17 protein-coding genes are annotated in these 14104 nt (G+C 66.8%); 10 read left to right on the top strand and 7 right to left on the bottom strand.

Features of this window, described 5'->3' with window-relative positions:
- Positions 1-71 precede the first annotated feature (71 nt).
- From sufB to QCD70_RS04970, 5 genes are read left to right on the top strand one after another with little or no spacing between them, the layout of a single operon-like run.
- Positions 72-1490: a Fe-S cluster assembly protein SufB gene (gene sufB, locus QCD70_RS04990; protein WP_055928655.1), complete on the top strand. Its 1419-nt coding sequence runs from the start codon at positions 72-74 to the stop codon at positions 1488-1490.
- Positions 1491-2690 (top strand): Fe-S cluster assembly protein SufD, encoded by a 1200-nt coding sequence (gene sufD / locus QCD70_RS04985; RefSeq protein WP_301214058.1) that lies wholly within the window; start codon positions 1491-1493, stop codon positions 2688-2690. It abuts the gene before it with no gap.
- A 2-nt stretch (positions 2691-2692) separates the two neighbouring features.
- Complete coding sequence (locus tag QCD70_RS04980) at positions 2693-3022, top strand: non-heme iron oxygenase ferredoxin subunit (protein ID WP_055928652.1); 330 nt, start codon at positions 2693-2695, stop codon at positions 3020-3022.
- Positions 3023-3024: 2 nt separating this feature from the next.
- Positions 3025-3792: a Fe-S cluster assembly ATPase SufC gene (gene sufC / locus QCD70_RS04975; RefSeq protein ID WP_055928649.1), complete on the top strand. Its 768-nt coding sequence runs from the start codon at positions 3025-3027 to the stop codon at positions 3790-3792.
- 3 nt (positions 3793-3795) lie between these two features.
- Positions 3796-4125, top strand: coding sequence for a metal-sulfur cluster assembly factor (locus QCD70_RS04970; RefSeq protein WP_055781451.1), 330 nt, complete (start codon positions 3796-3798; stop codon positions 4123-4125).
- Between the two features lie 83 nt (positions 4126-4208).
- On the opposite strand, the gene QCD70_RS04965 is transcribed toward QCD70_RS04970, so the two are convergent.
- Complete coding sequence (locus QCD70_RS04965; RefSeq protein WP_301214057.1) at positions 4209-4799, bottom strand: biotin transporter BioY; 591 nt, start codon at positions 4797-4799, stop codon at positions 4209-4211.
- Between the two features lie 152 nt (positions 4800-4951).
- On the opposite strand from QCD70_RS04965, the gene QCD70_RS04960 reads away from it, so the two are divergent.
- A complete protein-coding gene (locus tag QCD70_RS04960) occupies positions 4952-6550 on the top strand; it encodes an ABC-F family ATP-binding cassette domain-containing protein (RefSeq protein ID WP_055928642.1) in 1599 nt (532 codons plus the stop codon).
- Between the two features lie 18 nt (positions 6551-6568).
- On the opposite strand, the gene QCD70_RS04955 is transcribed toward QCD70_RS04960, so the two are convergent.
- From QCD70_RS04955 to QCD70_RS04945, 3 genes are read right to left on the bottom strand one after another with little or no spacing between them, the layout of a single operon-like run.
- Complete coding sequence (locus tag QCD70_RS04955; RefSeq protein ID WP_301214056.1) at positions 6569-7426, bottom strand: SURF1 family cytochrome oxidase biogenesis protein; 858 nt, start codon at positions 7424-7426, stop codon at positions 6569-6571.
- Positions 7423-7680, bottom strand: a complete 258-nt coding sequence (locus tag QCD70_RS04950; protein WP_301214055.1) for a hypothetical protein — start codon at positions 7678-7680, stop codon at positions 7423-7425. The genes QCD70_RS04955 and QCD70_RS04950 overlap by 4 nt, the downstream gene beginning before the upstream one ends.
- Positions 7677-7970 (bottom strand): DUF3099 domain-containing protein, encoded by a 294-nt coding sequence (locus QCD70_RS04945; protein WP_301214054.1) that lies wholly within the window; start codon positions 7968-7970, stop codon positions 7677-7679. The genes QCD70_RS04950 and QCD70_RS04945 overlap by 4 nt, the downstream gene beginning before the upstream one ends.
- Positions 7971-8083: 113 nt before the next feature.
- Between QCD70_RS04945 and QCD70_RS04940 the strand changes: the two genes are divergently transcribed.
- Positions 8084-8794 (top strand): beta-ketoacyl-ACP reductase, encoded by a 711-nt coding sequence (locus QCD70_RS04940; RefSeq protein WP_301214053.1) that lies wholly within the window; start codon positions 8084-8086, stop codon positions 8792-8794.
- Positions 8795-8813: 19 nt separating this feature from the next.
- On the opposite strand, the gene serB is transcribed toward QCD70_RS04940, so the two are convergent.
- Together serB and QCD70_RS04930 are read right to left on the bottom strand one after the other, a co-directional pair.
- Positions 8814-9527 carry a phosphoserine phosphatase SerB gene (gene serB / locus QCD70_RS04935; protein ID WP_301214052.1) on the bottom strand — a complete coding sequence of 238 codons (714 nt, stop codon included), beginning with the start codon at positions 9525-9527 and terminating at the stop codon, positions 8814-8816.
- A complete protein-coding gene (locus QCD70_RS04930) occupies positions 9524-10768 on the bottom strand; it encodes a glucose-1-phosphate adenylyltransferase (RefSeq protein ID WP_055949502.1) in 1245 nt (414 codons plus the stop codon). Before QCD70_RS04930 ends, serB begins: the two co-directional genes overlap by 4 nt.
- A 47-nt stretch (positions 10769-10815) precedes the next feature.
- On the opposite strand from QCD70_RS04930, the gene glgA reads away from it, so the two are divergent.
- The 3 genes from glgA to QCD70_RS04915 all read left to right on the top strand — a co-directional run bounded on the left by glgA (position 10816) and on the right by QCD70_RS04915 (position 13178).
- Complete coding sequence (glgA, locus tag QCD70_RS04925) at positions 10816-11997, top strand: glycogen synthase (protein ID WP_301214051.1); 1182 nt, start codon at positions 10816-10818, stop codon at positions 11995-11997.
- A gap of 20 nt (positions 11998-12017) precedes the next feature.
- Positions 12018-12800 carry an ABC transporter ATP-binding protein gene (locus tag QCD70_RS04920; RefSeq protein WP_301214050.1) on the top strand — a complete coding sequence of 261 codons (783 nt, stop codon included), beginning with the start codon at positions 12018-12020 and terminating at the stop codon, positions 12798-12800.
- A gap of 126 nt (positions 12801-12926) precedes the next feature.
- Entirely contained in the window at positions 12927-13178 is a 252-nt protein-coding gene (locus tag QCD70_RS04915) for a type B 50S ribosomal protein L31 (RefSeq protein WP_044443333.1), read from the top strand.
- Between the two features lie 105 nt (positions 13179-13283).
- Here QCD70_RS04915 and QCD70_RS04910 read toward each other — a convergent pair whose 3' ends face one another.
- Complete coding sequence (locus QCD70_RS04910; protein WP_301214049.1) at positions 13284-14087, bottom strand: exonuclease domain-containing protein; 804 nt, start codon at positions 14085-14087, stop codon at positions 13284-13286.
- Positions 14088-14104: the final 17 nt, after the last annotated feature.

Raw genomic sequence — 14104 nt, 5'->3', positions numbered from 1 at the left:
TCACATTTACACCCGGTCTGGAATGCCTGCCGCTGTCCGCGGGTTGAGATCAACGAGGAAGGGAGAAAGTCATGTCTGACGTACTAATCGACCGTCCGGAACTCGAAAACCTGGGGGTTTACGAATTCGGTTGGTCCGACTCCGATGCGGCGGGTGCCGTCGCGAAACGCGGTGTCGACGCCGACGTCGTCAAGGGCATCTCCGCCCTCAAGAGCGAGCCGGAATGGATGCTCAAGAACCGGCTCAAGGGTCTGCAGCTGTTCGAGCGCAAGCCCATGCCGACCTGGGGCGCAGACCTCTCCGGCATCGACTTCGACAACATCAAGTACTTCGTGCGGTCGACCGAGAAGCAGGCCACCACGTGGGACGACCTGCCCGACGACATCAAGAACACCTACGAGCGGCTCGGCATCCCCGAGGCCGAGCGTCAGCGTCTGGTGTCGGGCGTCGCCGCGCAGTACGAGTCCGAGGTTGTTTACCACACCATCCGCGAAGACCTCGAGGCGCAGGGCGTCATCTTCATGGACACCGACACGGCGCTGCGTGAGCACCCCGAGTTCTTCACCGAGTACTTCGGCACGGTCATCCCCGCCGGCGACAACAAGTTCGCCGCGCTGAACACGGCAGTCTGGTCGGGCGGCTCGTTCGTCTACGTTCCCAAGAACGTGCACGTCGAGATCCCCCTGCAGGCGTACTTCCGCATCAACACCGAGAACATGGGCCAGTTCGAGCGCACGCTGATCATCGCCGACGAGGGCAGCTACGTGCACTACATCGAGGGCTGCACCGCGCCGATCTACAAGTCCGACTCGCTGCACTCCGCCGTCGTCGAGATCATCGTGAAGAAGAACGCCCGCGTTCGCTACACGACGATCCAGAACTGGTCGAACAACGTCTACAACCTGGTCACCAAGCGTGCGATCGCACACGAGGGCGCGACCATGGAGTGGATCGATGGAAACATCGGCTCCAAGGTCACCATGAAGTACCCGTCGATCTACCTCGTCGGAGAGCACGCCAAGGGCGAGACCCTGTCCGTGGCGTTCGCCGGCCCCGGCCAGCACCAGGACGCCGGCGCGAAGATGATCCACATGGCGCCGTACACGCAGTCGTCCATCGTCTCCAAGTCCATCGCCAGGGGCGGTGGCCGTGCCGGCTACCGCGGCGAGGTGCGCATGGCGGAGAACGCTCATCACTCAGCCAACACCGTGCGCTGCGACGCTCTGCTGGTCGACACCAAGTCGCGCTCCGACACCTACCCGGCCATCGACATCCGGGTCGACGACGTGCAGCTCGGCCACGAGGCCACGGTCTCGCGTGTCAGCGAGGAGCAGCTCTTCTACCTCATGAGCCGCGGTCTCCCCGAAGACGAGGCCATGGCCATGATCGTGCGCGGCTTCATCGAGCCGATCGCCCGCGAGCTCCCCATGGAGTACGCACTCGAACTCAACAAGCTCATCGAGATGGGCATGGAAGGCAGTGTCGGCTAGATGTCCGCAGCACCAACAGCGAACACAGGTCTCATCGAGACCGAACAGCACGGCCTCAAGGCTCACTCAGACGGAGGTGACGCGTACGTGCCCGTTCAATCACGGGCAGAGCGCTTCACCTCCACCTCCGTCGACGACTTCGAGAAGGTCACCGGTTTCGAGATCGAGTGGAAGCTCACGCCCATCACCCGGATCACCGCCCTTATCGAGGGCGAGCTCGACGGCTCGGCCCCGGCGCTCACGTTCAGTGAGACGCCGGGCGTCACGGCGGCGTGGGTCGACCGCACGGATGCGCGCATCGGCTCGGCCGGCGCGCCCGAAGAGCGGGCCAGCGCCAACGCCTGGTCGTCGTTCGACAAGGCCCTCGCCATCGATGTCACCGGTGAGGAGCCGCAGGAGTTCGTCGTGACCCGCGAGGCGACAGATTCCGCCCCGCGCGCCGGGCACACGGTCATCACCGCTGCCCCGTTCAGCCGCGGTCTCGTCATCCTCCGCAATTCGGGCGACGCCCAGCTGACCGAGAACGTCGAGATCGTCGTCGGCGACCAGGCGGCGCTCACCGTGGTCACGGTGCAGGAGTGGAACGACGAGAGCAACCATCTGGCGAGCCACTTCGCCCGCGTCGGGCGCGACGCGCGCCTGCGTCACGTCGTCGTCAGCCTCGGCGGGGGAGTCGTGCGGGTCAACCCGTCGATCCACCTCGTCGAGACCGGGGCCGACGCCAGCGCCTTCGGTCTGTACTTCGCCGACTCGGGGCAGCACCTCGAGCAGCGCGTCTACATCGACCACGTCGCGGCCCAGACGAAGAGCCGAGTGAAGTACAAGGGTGCGCTCCAGGGCGCCACCGCCCGATCCGTCTGGGTCGGCGACGTTCTGATCGGCCCGCACGCGACGGGCACCGACAGCTACGAGGAGAACCGCAACCTGGTGCTCTCGGAGGGCCCCCGGGCCGACTCCATCCCCAACCTCGAGATCGAGACGGGCGACATCATGGGCGCCGGCCACGCGTCGTCGACCGGGCGCTTCGACGACGAGCAGCTGTTCTACCTGCAGTCCCGCGGCATCCCCGAAGACGAGGCCCGGCGTCTCGTCGTGCGCGGCTTCCTCGCGGAGATCGTCGCCCAGATCGGGTCCGACGACCTCGAGACCCACCTGTCCGCGGCCATCGAGGCCGAACTCAGCGAAGCGCAGGGACACTGACCATGGCCGCAGAGCTCATCTGCTCCGTCGACGACCTCACCCCGAACGAGGCGGTGCGCGTCGTGATCGACGGTGTCGCCATCGCGCTGGTGAAGGACTCGGCGGGGGAGTGCCACGCCATCGGCGACACGTGCACCCACGGCGACATCTCGCTCGCCGAAGGCTTCGTCGAAGACGAGACCCTCGAGTGCTGGGCCCACGGGTCCAAGTTCTCGCTCGTCAGCGGCAAGCCCCTCACCCTTCCGGCCTTCGAGCCTGTTCCGGTGTACGAACTCACCATCGTCGATGGCGAGGTCTACATCGACCCGACCAAAACGAAAGAGATTGTGTAGCCATGTCGAATCTTGAGATCCGCGATCTCCACGTGAGCGTGGAGACCGAGCTGGGAACCAAGCAGATCCTGAAGGGCGTCGACCTGTCGATCGGCGAGGGCGAGACCCACGCGATCATGGGCCCGAACGGCTCCGGCAAGTCCACCCTCGCCTACGCGATCGCGGGGCACCCCAAGTACACGGTCGAGAGCGGCTCCGTGAAGCTCGACGGCGAAGAGGTCCTCACCATGACGGTCGACGAGCGGGCCCGCGCCGGCCTGTTCCTCGCCATGCAGTACCCGGTCGAGATCCCCGGCGTGAGCGTGTCGAACTTCCTCCGCACCGCCAAGACCGCAATCGACGGCGCGGCACCGCCCATCCGCGGCTGGATCAAGGACCTGGACTCGTCGATGTCGCAGCTGCGCATGGACAAGTCGTTCCGTGAGCGCAACGTCAACGAGGGCTTCTCGGGTGGCGAGAAGAAGCGCAACGAGATCCTCCAGCTCGAACTGCTCAAGCCGAAGTTCGCCGTTCTCGACGAGACCGACTCGGGTCTCGACGTCGACGCGCTGAAGATCGTGTCGGAGGGCGTGAACCGCGCCAAGGCGAACACCGGCCTCGGCATCCTGCTCATCACGCACTACAACCGCATCCTCAAGTACATCCAGCCCGACTTCGTGCACGTGTTCGTCGCGGGCAAGGTCGTCGAGCAGGGTGGACCCGAGCTGGCCGTGCGCCTCGAGAACGAGGGCTACGACCGGTTCCTCTCGAACGCCGTCGTCGGGTCGTAGGTCATGGCCTCGACACTCACACCCCAGCGCTTCGACGAAATCGAGGACAAGCTGAAAGACGTCATGGACCCGGAGCTCGGGGTCAACATCGTCGACCTCGGCCTGATCTACGACCTCGCGTGGGACGACGAGAACGACGCCCTGCTGATCAGCATGACCCTGACCAGCGCCGGATGCCCGCTCACCGACGTGATCGAAGAGGAGACCGCCCAGGCCCTCGACGGCACGGTCGAGCAGTTCCGCATCAACTGGGTCTGGATGCCGCCGTGGGGTCCGGAGAAGATCACCGATGACGGTCGCGAGATGATGAGGGCCCTCGGCTTCTCGATGTAGCTTCGCCGCAACACACAAGAAGGGCTCCGCCACGATCGTGGTGGGGCCCTTCTTCGTGCCGGGGGTGGGCTGCCGCCCGGCGCCTACCGGTCGCGCTTCGAGCTCAGCTTCCAGGCGAGGGGCAGGATGCCGGCGGCGAGCAGTGCCTTGATGACCCCGCCGATCAGGAACGGGTACAGCCCGGCCTCGAGCGTCTGCTCGAGCGTGAGTCCGAGCGATGCGGCGAGCCACGGCAGGCCGACGGCGAATGTCACGAGCGTTCCGGCCGACATCGACACGAAGGCGCCGAGTACGCGACGGTCCCAGGTGCGCTGGGCAAGCCAGCCGGTGAGGGCCGCAGCGGCGATGAAGCCCACGATGTAACCGCCCGTCGGGCCGGCGACGACGCCCCATCCGGAGCTCGCGTCGCTGAACCACGGCAGGCCGAACGTGCCGAGTGCGAGGTAGAGCACCATCGAGAGGGCGCCGCGAAGCGCGCCGAGCGTGCTGCCGACGAGGATCACGGCGAGGGTCTGACCGGTGATCGGAACCGGGTACAGGGGGATGGTCACCTGGGCGAGCACGCCCGTGAGCGCGGCGCCGGCACCGATGAGCAGGATGTCGGTGGTCAGCGATCGGGAGAAGAGCCGGTCGGCGAGGGTCGGCCGCGACGCGGCGAGGGTGAGTGACGACACTGAAGAACTCCTAGGGAATGGGCAGAACACTGAACGTGTTGAGAGGGTGCGGAAGGCCTTGCGAAACCGGCGACCGCTTTCGGATTTATACTATTGCTACCTCCCCCCAAACCCCCGTTGTGGAAACACGACAGTAGAAATGGATTCTGCCTGTGCTCAATGTTCAAGACCTCGAACTCAGGGTCGGTGCACGGGTGCTGATGCAGGACGTCTCCTTCCGAGTCGCCGACGGTGACAAGATCGGCCTCGTCGGTCGCAACGGAGCGGGCAAGACCACCCTCACGAAGGTGCTGGCGGGGGAGCAGCTGTCGAACGGCGGCAAGGTCGAGCGCAACGGCGAGATCGGCTATCTCCCACAGGACCCGCGCTCGGGAAACCCGGAAGACCTGGCGCGCACGCGCATCCTCGACGCCCGCGGGCTCGGACAGCTCGTGCTCGGAATGCAGCAGGCCACGACGGACATGGGCAGCTCCGACCCGAAGGTCAGCGCGGCGGGCATGACCAAGTACGGCAACCTCACCGACCGCTTCCTGGCTCTCGGCGGATACGCGGCCGAGGCCGAGGCCGCCTCGATCGCCTCCAACCTCAACCTGCCCGATCGCATCCTCGACCAGCCGTTGTCGACCCTCTCGGGTGGCCAGCGTCGACGCATCGAGCTCGCGCGCATCCTCTTCTCCGACGCGCGCACCCTGATCCTCGACGAGCCCACGAACCACCTCGACGCCGACAGCGTCGTCTGGCTCCGCGAGTTCCTCAAGAACTACTCCGGCGGATTCATCGTGATCAGCCACGACATCGAACTCGTGGGCGAGACGGTGAACCGGGTGTTCTACCTCGATGCCAACCGCCAGGTCATCGACGTCTACAACATGAACTGGAAGAACTACCTGCGCCAGCGCGCCGCCGACGAGGAGCGCCGCAAGAAGGAGCGCGTCAACGTCGAGAAGAAGGCGTCGGTCCTGCAGCTGCAGGCGGCGAAGTTCGGCGCCAAGGCGTCGAAGGCCGCGGCCGCTCACCAGATGGTCGCCCGCGCCGAGAAGATGCTCTCCGGCCTCGAGGAGGTGCGCGCCGTCGACCGCGTCGCCAAGCTGCGCTTCCCGACACCGGCGCCGTGCGGCCGAACGCCGCTCATGGCATCCAATCTCTCGAAGAGCTATGGCTCGCTCGAGATCTTCGCCGCGGTCGACCTCGCCATCGATCGGGGCTCGAAGGTCGTGATCCTCGGCCTGAACGGTGCCGGAAAGACGACTCTGCTGCGCATCCTCGGCGGGGCGGACAAGCCCGACACCGGCCAGATCGAACCGGGCCATGGCCTGCGCATCGGCTACTACGCGCAGGAGCACGAGACCATCGACGTGAAGCGCAGTGTTCTCGAGAACATGGTGTCGTCGTCGCCCAACATCACCGAGATGGAGGCACGGCGCGTTCTGGGGTCCTTCCTCTTCACAGGCGATGACTCGCACAAGCCGGCGGGAGTGCTGTCGGGCGGCGAGAAGACCCGTCTCGCCCTGGCGATGATCGTGGTCTCGGGCGCCAACGTACTGCTGCTCGACGAGCCCACGAACAACCTCGACCCCGCCAGCCGCGAGGAGATCCTCGACGCCCTGGCGCACTACGAGGGCGCCGTCGTTCTGGTCAGCCACGACGAGGGAGCGGTCGAGGCCCTGAACCCCGAGCGTGTCCTCATTTTGCCCGACGGCGTCGAGGATCACTGGAACAAGGACTACGCCGACCTGATCTCGCTGGCCTAGGGCCGCCGGGCGTCAGCCTCAGCGACGCTCGGCGCGCGAAGCCTGCTCGACGAGTTCGTCCTCGATGTCGTTGTCGGACTTCGCCTTGGCGCGGCGACGCCGTTCGCGCTCGGCGGCGCGCTTCTGCTCGTCGGGATCGTCGGCGTTCTCCAGGCGGTATTCCTGCCGCGCCGCGTAGCCGAGCCCCACGAAGCCCAGCAGCGCGAAGACGAACCACTGGAACGCGTACGACAGGTGCGGGCCCTCGTCCTCCGGAGGGCGCGTGCCGAGCGTTCCCGTGTCGGCCGAGGGCGATTCGCTCGCGAGCTCGCCGTACGCGCCCGTGTAGACAGGCGCATCCAACTTCGCGGCGATCGTGGGCAGGTCGATCGAGGGGATCTCGCCCTCTGGCGCCGTGCGGTCCTTCAGGGTGGGCTCGCCGGCCTTCAGCCGTGCGACGACCGTCACCTCGCCCTGAGGAGCGTCAGGCACGACATCGGGCTTGTCCTGCTGCTCTCCGGTGGGCAACCAGCCGCGGTCGACGACCACGATATCGCCGTCGTCGAGCTGGAACGGCACGAGGAGTTCGAATCCAGGCTGCCCGCCCATCGGTCGATTGCGCACCAGAAGCTGGTCGTCGCTGAGATAGCTGCCGGTCAGCGACACCGTCGTCCACTTGTCTTCGGCGTCGAACGAGTCGAGGTCGCTCAGCACGTCGCCGATCGGGCGAGGTGCGGCGTCGTAGTTCGCGGCCACCCTGTCGTTCTCGGCCACGGCGGCGTCGCGTCGTGCGAGCTGCCAGGAGCCCAGCCATACGCACACGAGGGCGAAGACCACGGTCACCGCCAGGTACCCCGCCCAGCGCGAGCTCCGCAGGAACCGCCAGCCGGTGTTCATGCCCGGCCCCTCGCATCCGCCGTGCCCGAGCCGGGCGTCGTCGCGCCGCCGTCGGCCAGCACCTCGAGCGGGAAGTCTCGGGCGGCGAGGAATTCGCGCAGGAAATCGACGTGCTCGTCGCACGCCAGCCAGACCTTGCGGCGCGTCTCGGCGTGGATCTTGGGGTTGCGCCACTCGATCCGCCACGTGGATGCCTCACGGCAGCCCGCGCGGGAGCACTGCGAGCCCTCCGGCTCGAGCCCGAGGCCGATCATTCCGGACGACCACCGAAGTCGCGAGGCGGACGTGCCCCGGGAATGGCGACGACCCCGCCCGGCCTGTTCACGACGGACTTGGTAGGGGAGCCGACGTTCGCCAGGATCACGGCGAAGTACGGAAGCACGATCGCCCCGATCGCGGGGAGGACGAGCCACCAGCCGTGCAGGAAGAGCATCAGGATGATGCAGACGACCCGGATGCCCATGGCGATGCCGTACTTGACCATGCGCGTGTGACGCTCATCACCCGGGGAAGGCGGGAGGTCGGTGATCGACTGCTGTTTCATGGGCTCGTCTGCTCGGGTTCTGGGGCCGGTGGGCTGCCCTAAGCCTACGCCGCGTATGCACCTCTTATGCTGGTACGGGCCAGTGATCCACGCCCCGCATCGAAGGACTTATCATGACGACAACTCGCACCGTACTCATCACCGGCGGAAACCGCGGAATCGGTTTCTCCCTCGCGGAGGAGTTCATCGCCCAGGGGCACCGGGTGGCCGTGACCGCACGCTCGGGCCAGGGTCCGGAAGGCAGCCTCACCGTGCTCGCCGATGTCACGGATGCGGAGTCCATCGACCGCGCCTTCACCGAGGTCGAGGCCGCCCTCGGACCTGTCGAGGTTCTCGTGGCCAACGCGGGCGTCACCAAGGACACCCTCCTCCTGCGTATGTCGGAGGACGACTTCACCTCGGTCATCGATACCAATCTCTCTGGATCGTTCCGCGTGATCAAGCGTGCCTCCAAGGGAATGCTCAAGGCGCGCTTCGGCCGCATCATCCTGATCTCGAGCGTCGTCGGGCTCTTCGGATCGGCCGGACAGGTCAACTACGCGGCGTCGAAGGCCGGCCTCGTGGGAATCGCCCGCTCGATCACGCGCGAGCTCGGATCGCGGGGCATCACGGCGAACGTCGTGGCCCCGGGCTTCATCGAGACCGACATGACCGCCGCCCTGCCCGAGGCGACGCAGGCCGAGTACCTGAAGTCGATTCCCGCAGGCCGCTTCGCCACGCCCACAGAGGTGGCGCGGGTCGTGGCATGGCTGGCATCGGATGACGCGGGATACATCTCCGGTGCGGTCATCCCGGTCGACGGCGGTCTCGGAATGGGCCACTGACCTTCAGGCCTGCGGCGGGTCAGCCGCGCAGGCCGAGGGCCGGAAGAACCTGGCTCAGGTCGCGCTCGCTGATCGCCACGTTCGCCGTCCGGCGTACGAGCGGTCGCGCGTCGAAGGCGATCGACAGGCCGGCGGCCTGCATCATCTGCAGGTCGTTGGCGCCGTCTCCGACCGCCACGGTGCGCGTGGCCGGAACTCCATAGACGGATGCCCATTCGGTGAGCGCCGAGGCCTTGGCCTCGGCGTCGATGACGGGTCCGCGGACCGCGCCCGTGAGACGACCGTCGCGCACCTCGAGACGGTTCGCTCGCCAGAAGTCGAGCCCCACCTCTCCGGCGAGGTCGTCGAGCAGTTCGTGGAATCCGCCCGACACGACGCCGACCACGCTGTCATGGGCGTGCAGGGTGTCGATCATCTGCTGCGCACCGGCGGTGAGCCGGATCTGGGCGGCGATGTCGGGCAGCTGCTCCACGGCGAGCCCCTCGAGGGTGGCCACGCGGGAGCGCAGGCTCTGTTCGAAATCGAGCTCGCCGCACATGGCGCGCTCGGTGATCTCGGCGACCTCGGCGAAACTGCCGGCGGCCTGCGCCAGCATCTCGATGACCTCGTTCTCGATCAGCGTCGAGTCGACGTCGAGCACGACGAGGAACCGCGCGGGATCCTGCGACGAGATCCGTGAATCTATCGGCTGGCGGCCCGGGCTGTACAGAACTGCCTCCGATGTCAGACTCATGGCTCTACGCGGATTCCCTTTCCGACGACCGTGATGCCCGAGTCGGTCACGGTGAATCCGCGCTCTCGATCCCGCGCCGCATCCGTGCCCACCTGGGCTCCGGCCGCGACGACCACGTTCTTGTCCAGAATAGCCCGCTTGACGATGGCGCCCGGTTCGATGTGCACCCGGTCGAAGAGCACCGAGTCCTGAACGAGCGCCTCGGATTCGATGGTCGACCACGGCCCGATGACGCTGCCCTCGACCCGTGCGCCCGAGATCAGGCAGCCGAGGGAGACGAGCGAGCCGAGCGTCGTGCCCGTGTTGCCCTTCGCATCCCGCACGAACTTGGCCGGCGGCGAGTTGAGCTGCTGGGTGAAGATCGGCCACTCGCGGTTGTAGAGGTTGAAGATCGGCAGCGCCGAGATCAAGTCCTGGTGCGCGTCGTAGAAGGAGTCGATGGTGCCCACGTCGCGCCAGTAGTAGCGGTCGCGGTCGGTGGCTCCCGGAACTTCGTTGCGCTGCAGGTCGTAGACGCCGGCCAGTCCGCGCTCGACGAAGTCGGGGATGATGTCGCCGCCCATGTCGTGGCTGGAGTCGGGCTTCTCGCCGTCGCGGATCACGGCCTCGATGAGCATGTCCGCGTCGAACACGTAGTTGCCCATGGAGGCGAGAACCTCACCGGGCGAGTCGAGGAGACCCTTGGCGTCCTTCGGCTTCTCCAGGAACTCGGAGATCTTGGTGGGGTCGTCGTCGGAGGTCTGGATGACGCCGAACTGGTCGGACAGCTCGATGGGCTGGCGGATCGCTGCCACGGTCGCGCCCAGTCCGGACTCGATGTGGGCGGCGACCATCTGCTCGAAGTCCATGCGGTAGACGTGGTCGGCGCCGACGACCACGACGATGTCGGGCCGCTCGTCGCCGATCAGGTTCAGACTCTGCAGGATCGCATCGGCCGAGCCGGCGAACCAGCGCTTACCCAGTCGCTGCTGCGCGGGGACCGAGGCGACGTAGGAGTCGAGCATCATGGGCAGCCGCCACGTCTGCGACACGTGACGGTCGAGGCTGTGCGACTTGTACTGGGTGAGAACGACGATCTGTCGCAGGCCGGAGTTCACCAGGTTCGACAGAGCGAAGTCGATGAGCCGGTAGCTTCCGCCGAACGGCACTCCGGGCTTCGCGCGATCCGCCGTGAGCGGCATGAGCCGCTTGCCCTCTCCACCAGCCAGGACGATGCCAAATATCTTCTTCGATGCTGCCATGTCATAACAGTAGAGCCTCGGCGGGGGCGTGTACTACGTTCATAGCTGTGCGAGTAGACGTGATATCCCGAGAGTATCCACCCGAGGTCTATGGCGGAGCCGGGGTGCATGTCGCCGAACTCGTCAAGGCTCTGCGCGGCAGCATCGATGTGGTCGTCAGGGCGTTCGGCGAGCCGCGTGACGAGGAGGGGGTGTTCTCCTACCAGACGCCGGCCGGGCTCGTCGACGCGAATCCCGCCCTGAGAACGCTCGGCACCGACCTCGAGATCGCGAACGACGCCGCGGGTGCCGACGTGGTGCATTCGCACACCTGGTACGCGAATGCTGCCGGCCAGATCGCCTCCCGGCTGCACGGCATCCCCCACGTCGTCACGGCCCACTCGCTGGAGCCGCTCCGGCCGTGGAAGGCCGAGCAGCTCGGCGGCGGCTACCGTCTGTCGAGCTGGATCGAGAAGACGTCGTTCGAGAGCGCCGACGCGGTCATCGCGGTCAGCCACGGAATGCGCCGGGACATCCTGCGCAGTTATCCGTCTCTCGATCCGGACCGGGTCAGTGTCGTCTACAACGGCATCGACCTCGAGAAGTGGCACCCGGTGAGCGACGACGCCGTGCTCGCGGAACTCGGAATCGACCCCGACCGGCCCACCGTGGTCTTCGTCGGCCGGATCACACGCCAGAAGGGACTGCCGTACCTCATCCGGGCCATCGATCGCCTGTCTCCGGAGGTGCAGGTCGTACTGTGCGCGGGAGCCCCCGACACGCCTGAGATCCTCGAGGAGGTCGCGTCCGGCGTGCGGGAGCTGCAGAAGACCCGCTCCGGGATCGTGTGGATCGACCGCCTTCTCGACACCCGCACGCTGTCGGTCGTGCTCTCGAGCGCCACCGTCTTCGTCTGCCCCTCCGTGTACGAGCCTCTCGGCATCGTGAACCTCGAGGCGATGGCCTGCGGCCTCCCCGTCGTCGGAACCGCGACGGGCGGGATCCCCGAGGTCGTCGATGACGGCGTCACGGGCGTGCTCGTTCCGATCGACCAGGTCCAGGACGGCACGGGCACGCCCGTCGATCCCGACCGCTTCGTCGCCGACCTCGCGGCGGCGCTCACCCGGGTTCTCGACGACCCCGAGCGGGCGAAGGCCATGGGGCGCGCCGGCCGGCTCCGAGCGGAGAGCACGTTCAGCTGGGCGCAGATCGCGGTCGAGACGGAGCGTATCTACCGCTCGCTCCTGTGATCACCGGTTAAGCTAGTGCCATGCCCGTGGTACTCCAGCTGTCCGATGTGTCCGTAGTCCGAGACGCAAATCCGATTCTCTCGAACCTCGACTGGACGGTGGAGGGCGACGAACGCTGGGTCATCCTCGGCCCGAACGGCGCGGGCAAGACGACGCTGCTGCAGATCGCCGCGGCGATGAGCCACCCGTCGACGGGTACCGCGACGGTGCTCGACGGCAAACTGGGCCAGGTCGACGTGTTCGAGCTGCGCCCCCGTGTCGGCTTCGCATCGAGCGCGATGGCCCGCCGCTTTCCCGCCGACGAGACTGTCCTCAACGTGGTTCTGACCGCCGCCTACTCGGTGACCGGTCGCTGGAACGAGGATTACGAGGACGTCGACCTCCGACGCGCTCACCGAGTGCTGGCCGAGTGGAAACTCGACCACCTCGAGAACCGCCTCTTCGGATCGCTGAGCGACGGCGAGCAGAAGCGCGTGCAGATCGCCCGATCGGTCATGACCGATCCTGAGCTGCTCCTCCTCGACGAGCCCGCCGCGAGCCTCGACCTGGGCGCCCGTGAGGAGCTCCTGCAGCTGCTCGGCGGCTACGCCAGCTCATCGGACTCCCCGGCGATCGTCATGGTCACGCACCACGTCGAGGAGATCCCGCGCGGCTTCACCAACGTTCTGCTCGTCTCGGGCGGACGCATCGTGGCAGCGGGTCCCCTGGCCGAGGTCCTGACCTCCGAGAACCTCGAGTCCACCTTCGGCCTTCCGATCACGCTGACCGAGACCGACGGCCGGTACTCGGCTCGCGCCGCCTGACACTCGCTCCGACTCGGCACTTTTCTGATAGAGTTGACCGCTGGCCCGGTCGCCGCTGCAGTGTGCCGCGTTCGTACAGGGCCGAACAGACTTTCTCGCATCACTCGTAACCCATAAGGAAACCCCATGAAGACAGACATCCACCCGAACTACGCTCCGGTTGTCTTCCGCGATCTCGCCTCCGGCGCCACCTTCCTGACCCGTTCGACGGTCGGCAGCTCGAAGACCATCGAGTGGGAAGACGGAAACACCTACCCGGTCATCGACGTCGAGATCTCCTCCGAGTCGCACCCGTTCTACACGGGCAAGCAGCGCATCATGGACTCGGCCGGTCGCGTCGAGAAGTTCAACAGCCGTTACAAGGGCTTCGGCGCGTAACACGCTGCACCATACGAAAGCAGGGCCGGAAGCGAATTCGCTTCCGGCCCTTCTTTCGTATGGTGGTTCTGTCGCGTGCTTCTGCATGCGGCTTCCGGGTGCGGGTCAGCCGACGGGCCACGCGGTGCGCGCCGTGAACTCCGGATTGTGCGTACGCCGCATGTACTCCTGGAAGCTCTCTGCCTGCTCGCGGAACCAGTCGACCTGCTTCTCGTGCAGCTCGTGCACGGCCAGGACCGACACGGCGTCGTGCTTCTGGGCGAGCGCCTGGGCCACACGGCCGGCAGCTATGGCATCGGCGCCGGCGTCGTGGGCGTCGAGCAGTTCGACGCCGTAGACGACCGCGGCGGCCTCGAGGGTGCGCTTGCCCTTGCGGTAGCGATCGACGGCCTTGTCGATGACGAGGGGATCGATGATGGCGGCGGGAAGCTCCAGAGGATCGATGCCGTAGCGCACCGCCTCGTGGTGGAGCAGCGTGAGGTCGTAGGGCGCGTTGTAGATGACGAGCGGCACGCCCTCGGCGAGCAGCGCTTTCAGTGCCTCGACGATCTCGTACACGACCAGGGCCGCCGGACGCCCCTCGGCGACGGCGCGCTCTGTGGTGACCCCGTGCACGGCTGTCGCCTGCTCGGGAATCTCGACGCCGGGGTTCGCGAGCCAGTCGAGGCGCGACACCGGATGCCCGTCGGCGCCGATCACACTGACATTGGCCGTGACGATGCGGCTCGTCTGCACATCGATGCCGGTGGTCTCGAGGTCGAAGACGGCGAGGCGGTGCCACCACGCGGGAGCGGCCTCGCCCTCGAGCTGCGCCTGGCCGGTCGCCGCGTGATCGATCTCTGCCTGGTCGACGACCAGGACCGCGTCGTCGGAGAGACTGAATAACTCGGGCTGCACTGAATCTGTCACGACACGAACTCTACCGG

Source organism: Agreia sp. PsM10, from assembly GCF_030433855.1.
Classification (GTDB): domain Bacteria; phylum Actinomycetota; class Actinomycetes; order Actinomycetales; family Microbacteriaceae; genus Agreia.
The sequence above is the reverse complement of the archived record's forward strand: the minus strand, read 5'-3'. Positions and strand labels throughout refer to the sequence as shown.

What these genes read in the sequence shown, in the direction of transcription:
- QCD70_RS04955 (WP_301214056.1), bottom strand. Translation starts at nt 7,426, where the DNA reads ATGAACACCGGCTGGCGGTTCCTGCGGAGCTCGCGCTGGGCGGGGTAC.
- serB (WP_301214052.1), bottom strand. Translation starts at nt 9,527, where the DNA reads ATGAGTCTGACATCGGAGGCAGTTCTGTACAGCCCGGGCCGCCAGCCG.
- QCD70_RS04980 (WP_055928652.1), top strand. Translation starts at nt 2,693, where the DNA reads ATGGCCGCAGAGCTCATCTGCTCCGTCGACGACCTCACCCCGAACGAG.
- QCD70_RS04930 (WP_055949502.1), bottom strand. Translation starts at nt 10,768, where the DNA reads ATGGCAGCATCGAAGAAGATATTTGGCATCGTCCTGGCTGGTGGAGAG.
- QCD70_RS04940 (WP_301214053.1), top strand. Translation starts at nt 8,084, where the DNA reads ATGACGACAACTCGCACCGTACTCATCACCGGCGGAAACCGCGGAATC.
- QCD70_RS04945 (WP_301214054.1), bottom strand. Translation starts at nt 7,970, where the DNA reads ATGAAACAGCAGTCGATCACCGACCTCCCGCCTTCCCCGGGTGATGAG.
- sufB (WP_055928655.1), top strand. Translation starts at nt 72, where the DNA reads ATGTCTGACGTACTAATCGACCGTCCGGAACTCGAAAACCTGGGGGTT.
- sufD (WP_301214058.1), top strand. Translation starts at nt 1,491, where the DNA reads ATGTCCGCAGCACCAACAGCGAACACAGGTCTCATCGAGACCGAACAG.
- QCD70_RS04915 (WP_044443333.1), top strand. Translation starts at nt 12,927, where the DNA reads ATGAAGACAGACATCCACCCGAACTACGCTCCGGTTGTCTTCCGCGAT.
- QCD70_RS04970 (WP_055781451.1), top strand. Translation starts at nt 3,796, where the DNA reads ATGGCCTCGACACTCACACCCCAGCGCTTCGACGAAATCGAGGACAAG.
- QCD70_RS04950 (WP_301214055.1), bottom strand. Translation starts at nt 7,680, where the DNA reads ATGATCGGCCTCGGGCTCGAGCCGGAGGGCTCGCAGTGCTCCCGCGCG.
- sufC (WP_055928649.1), top strand. Translation starts at nt 3,025, where the DNA reads ATGTCGAATCTTGAGATCCGCGATCTCCACGTGAGCGTGGAGACCGAG.
- QCD70_RS04920 (WP_301214050.1), top strand. Translation starts at nt 12,018, where the DNA reads ATGCCCGTGGTACTCCAGCTGTCCGATGTGTCCGTAGTCCGAGACGCA.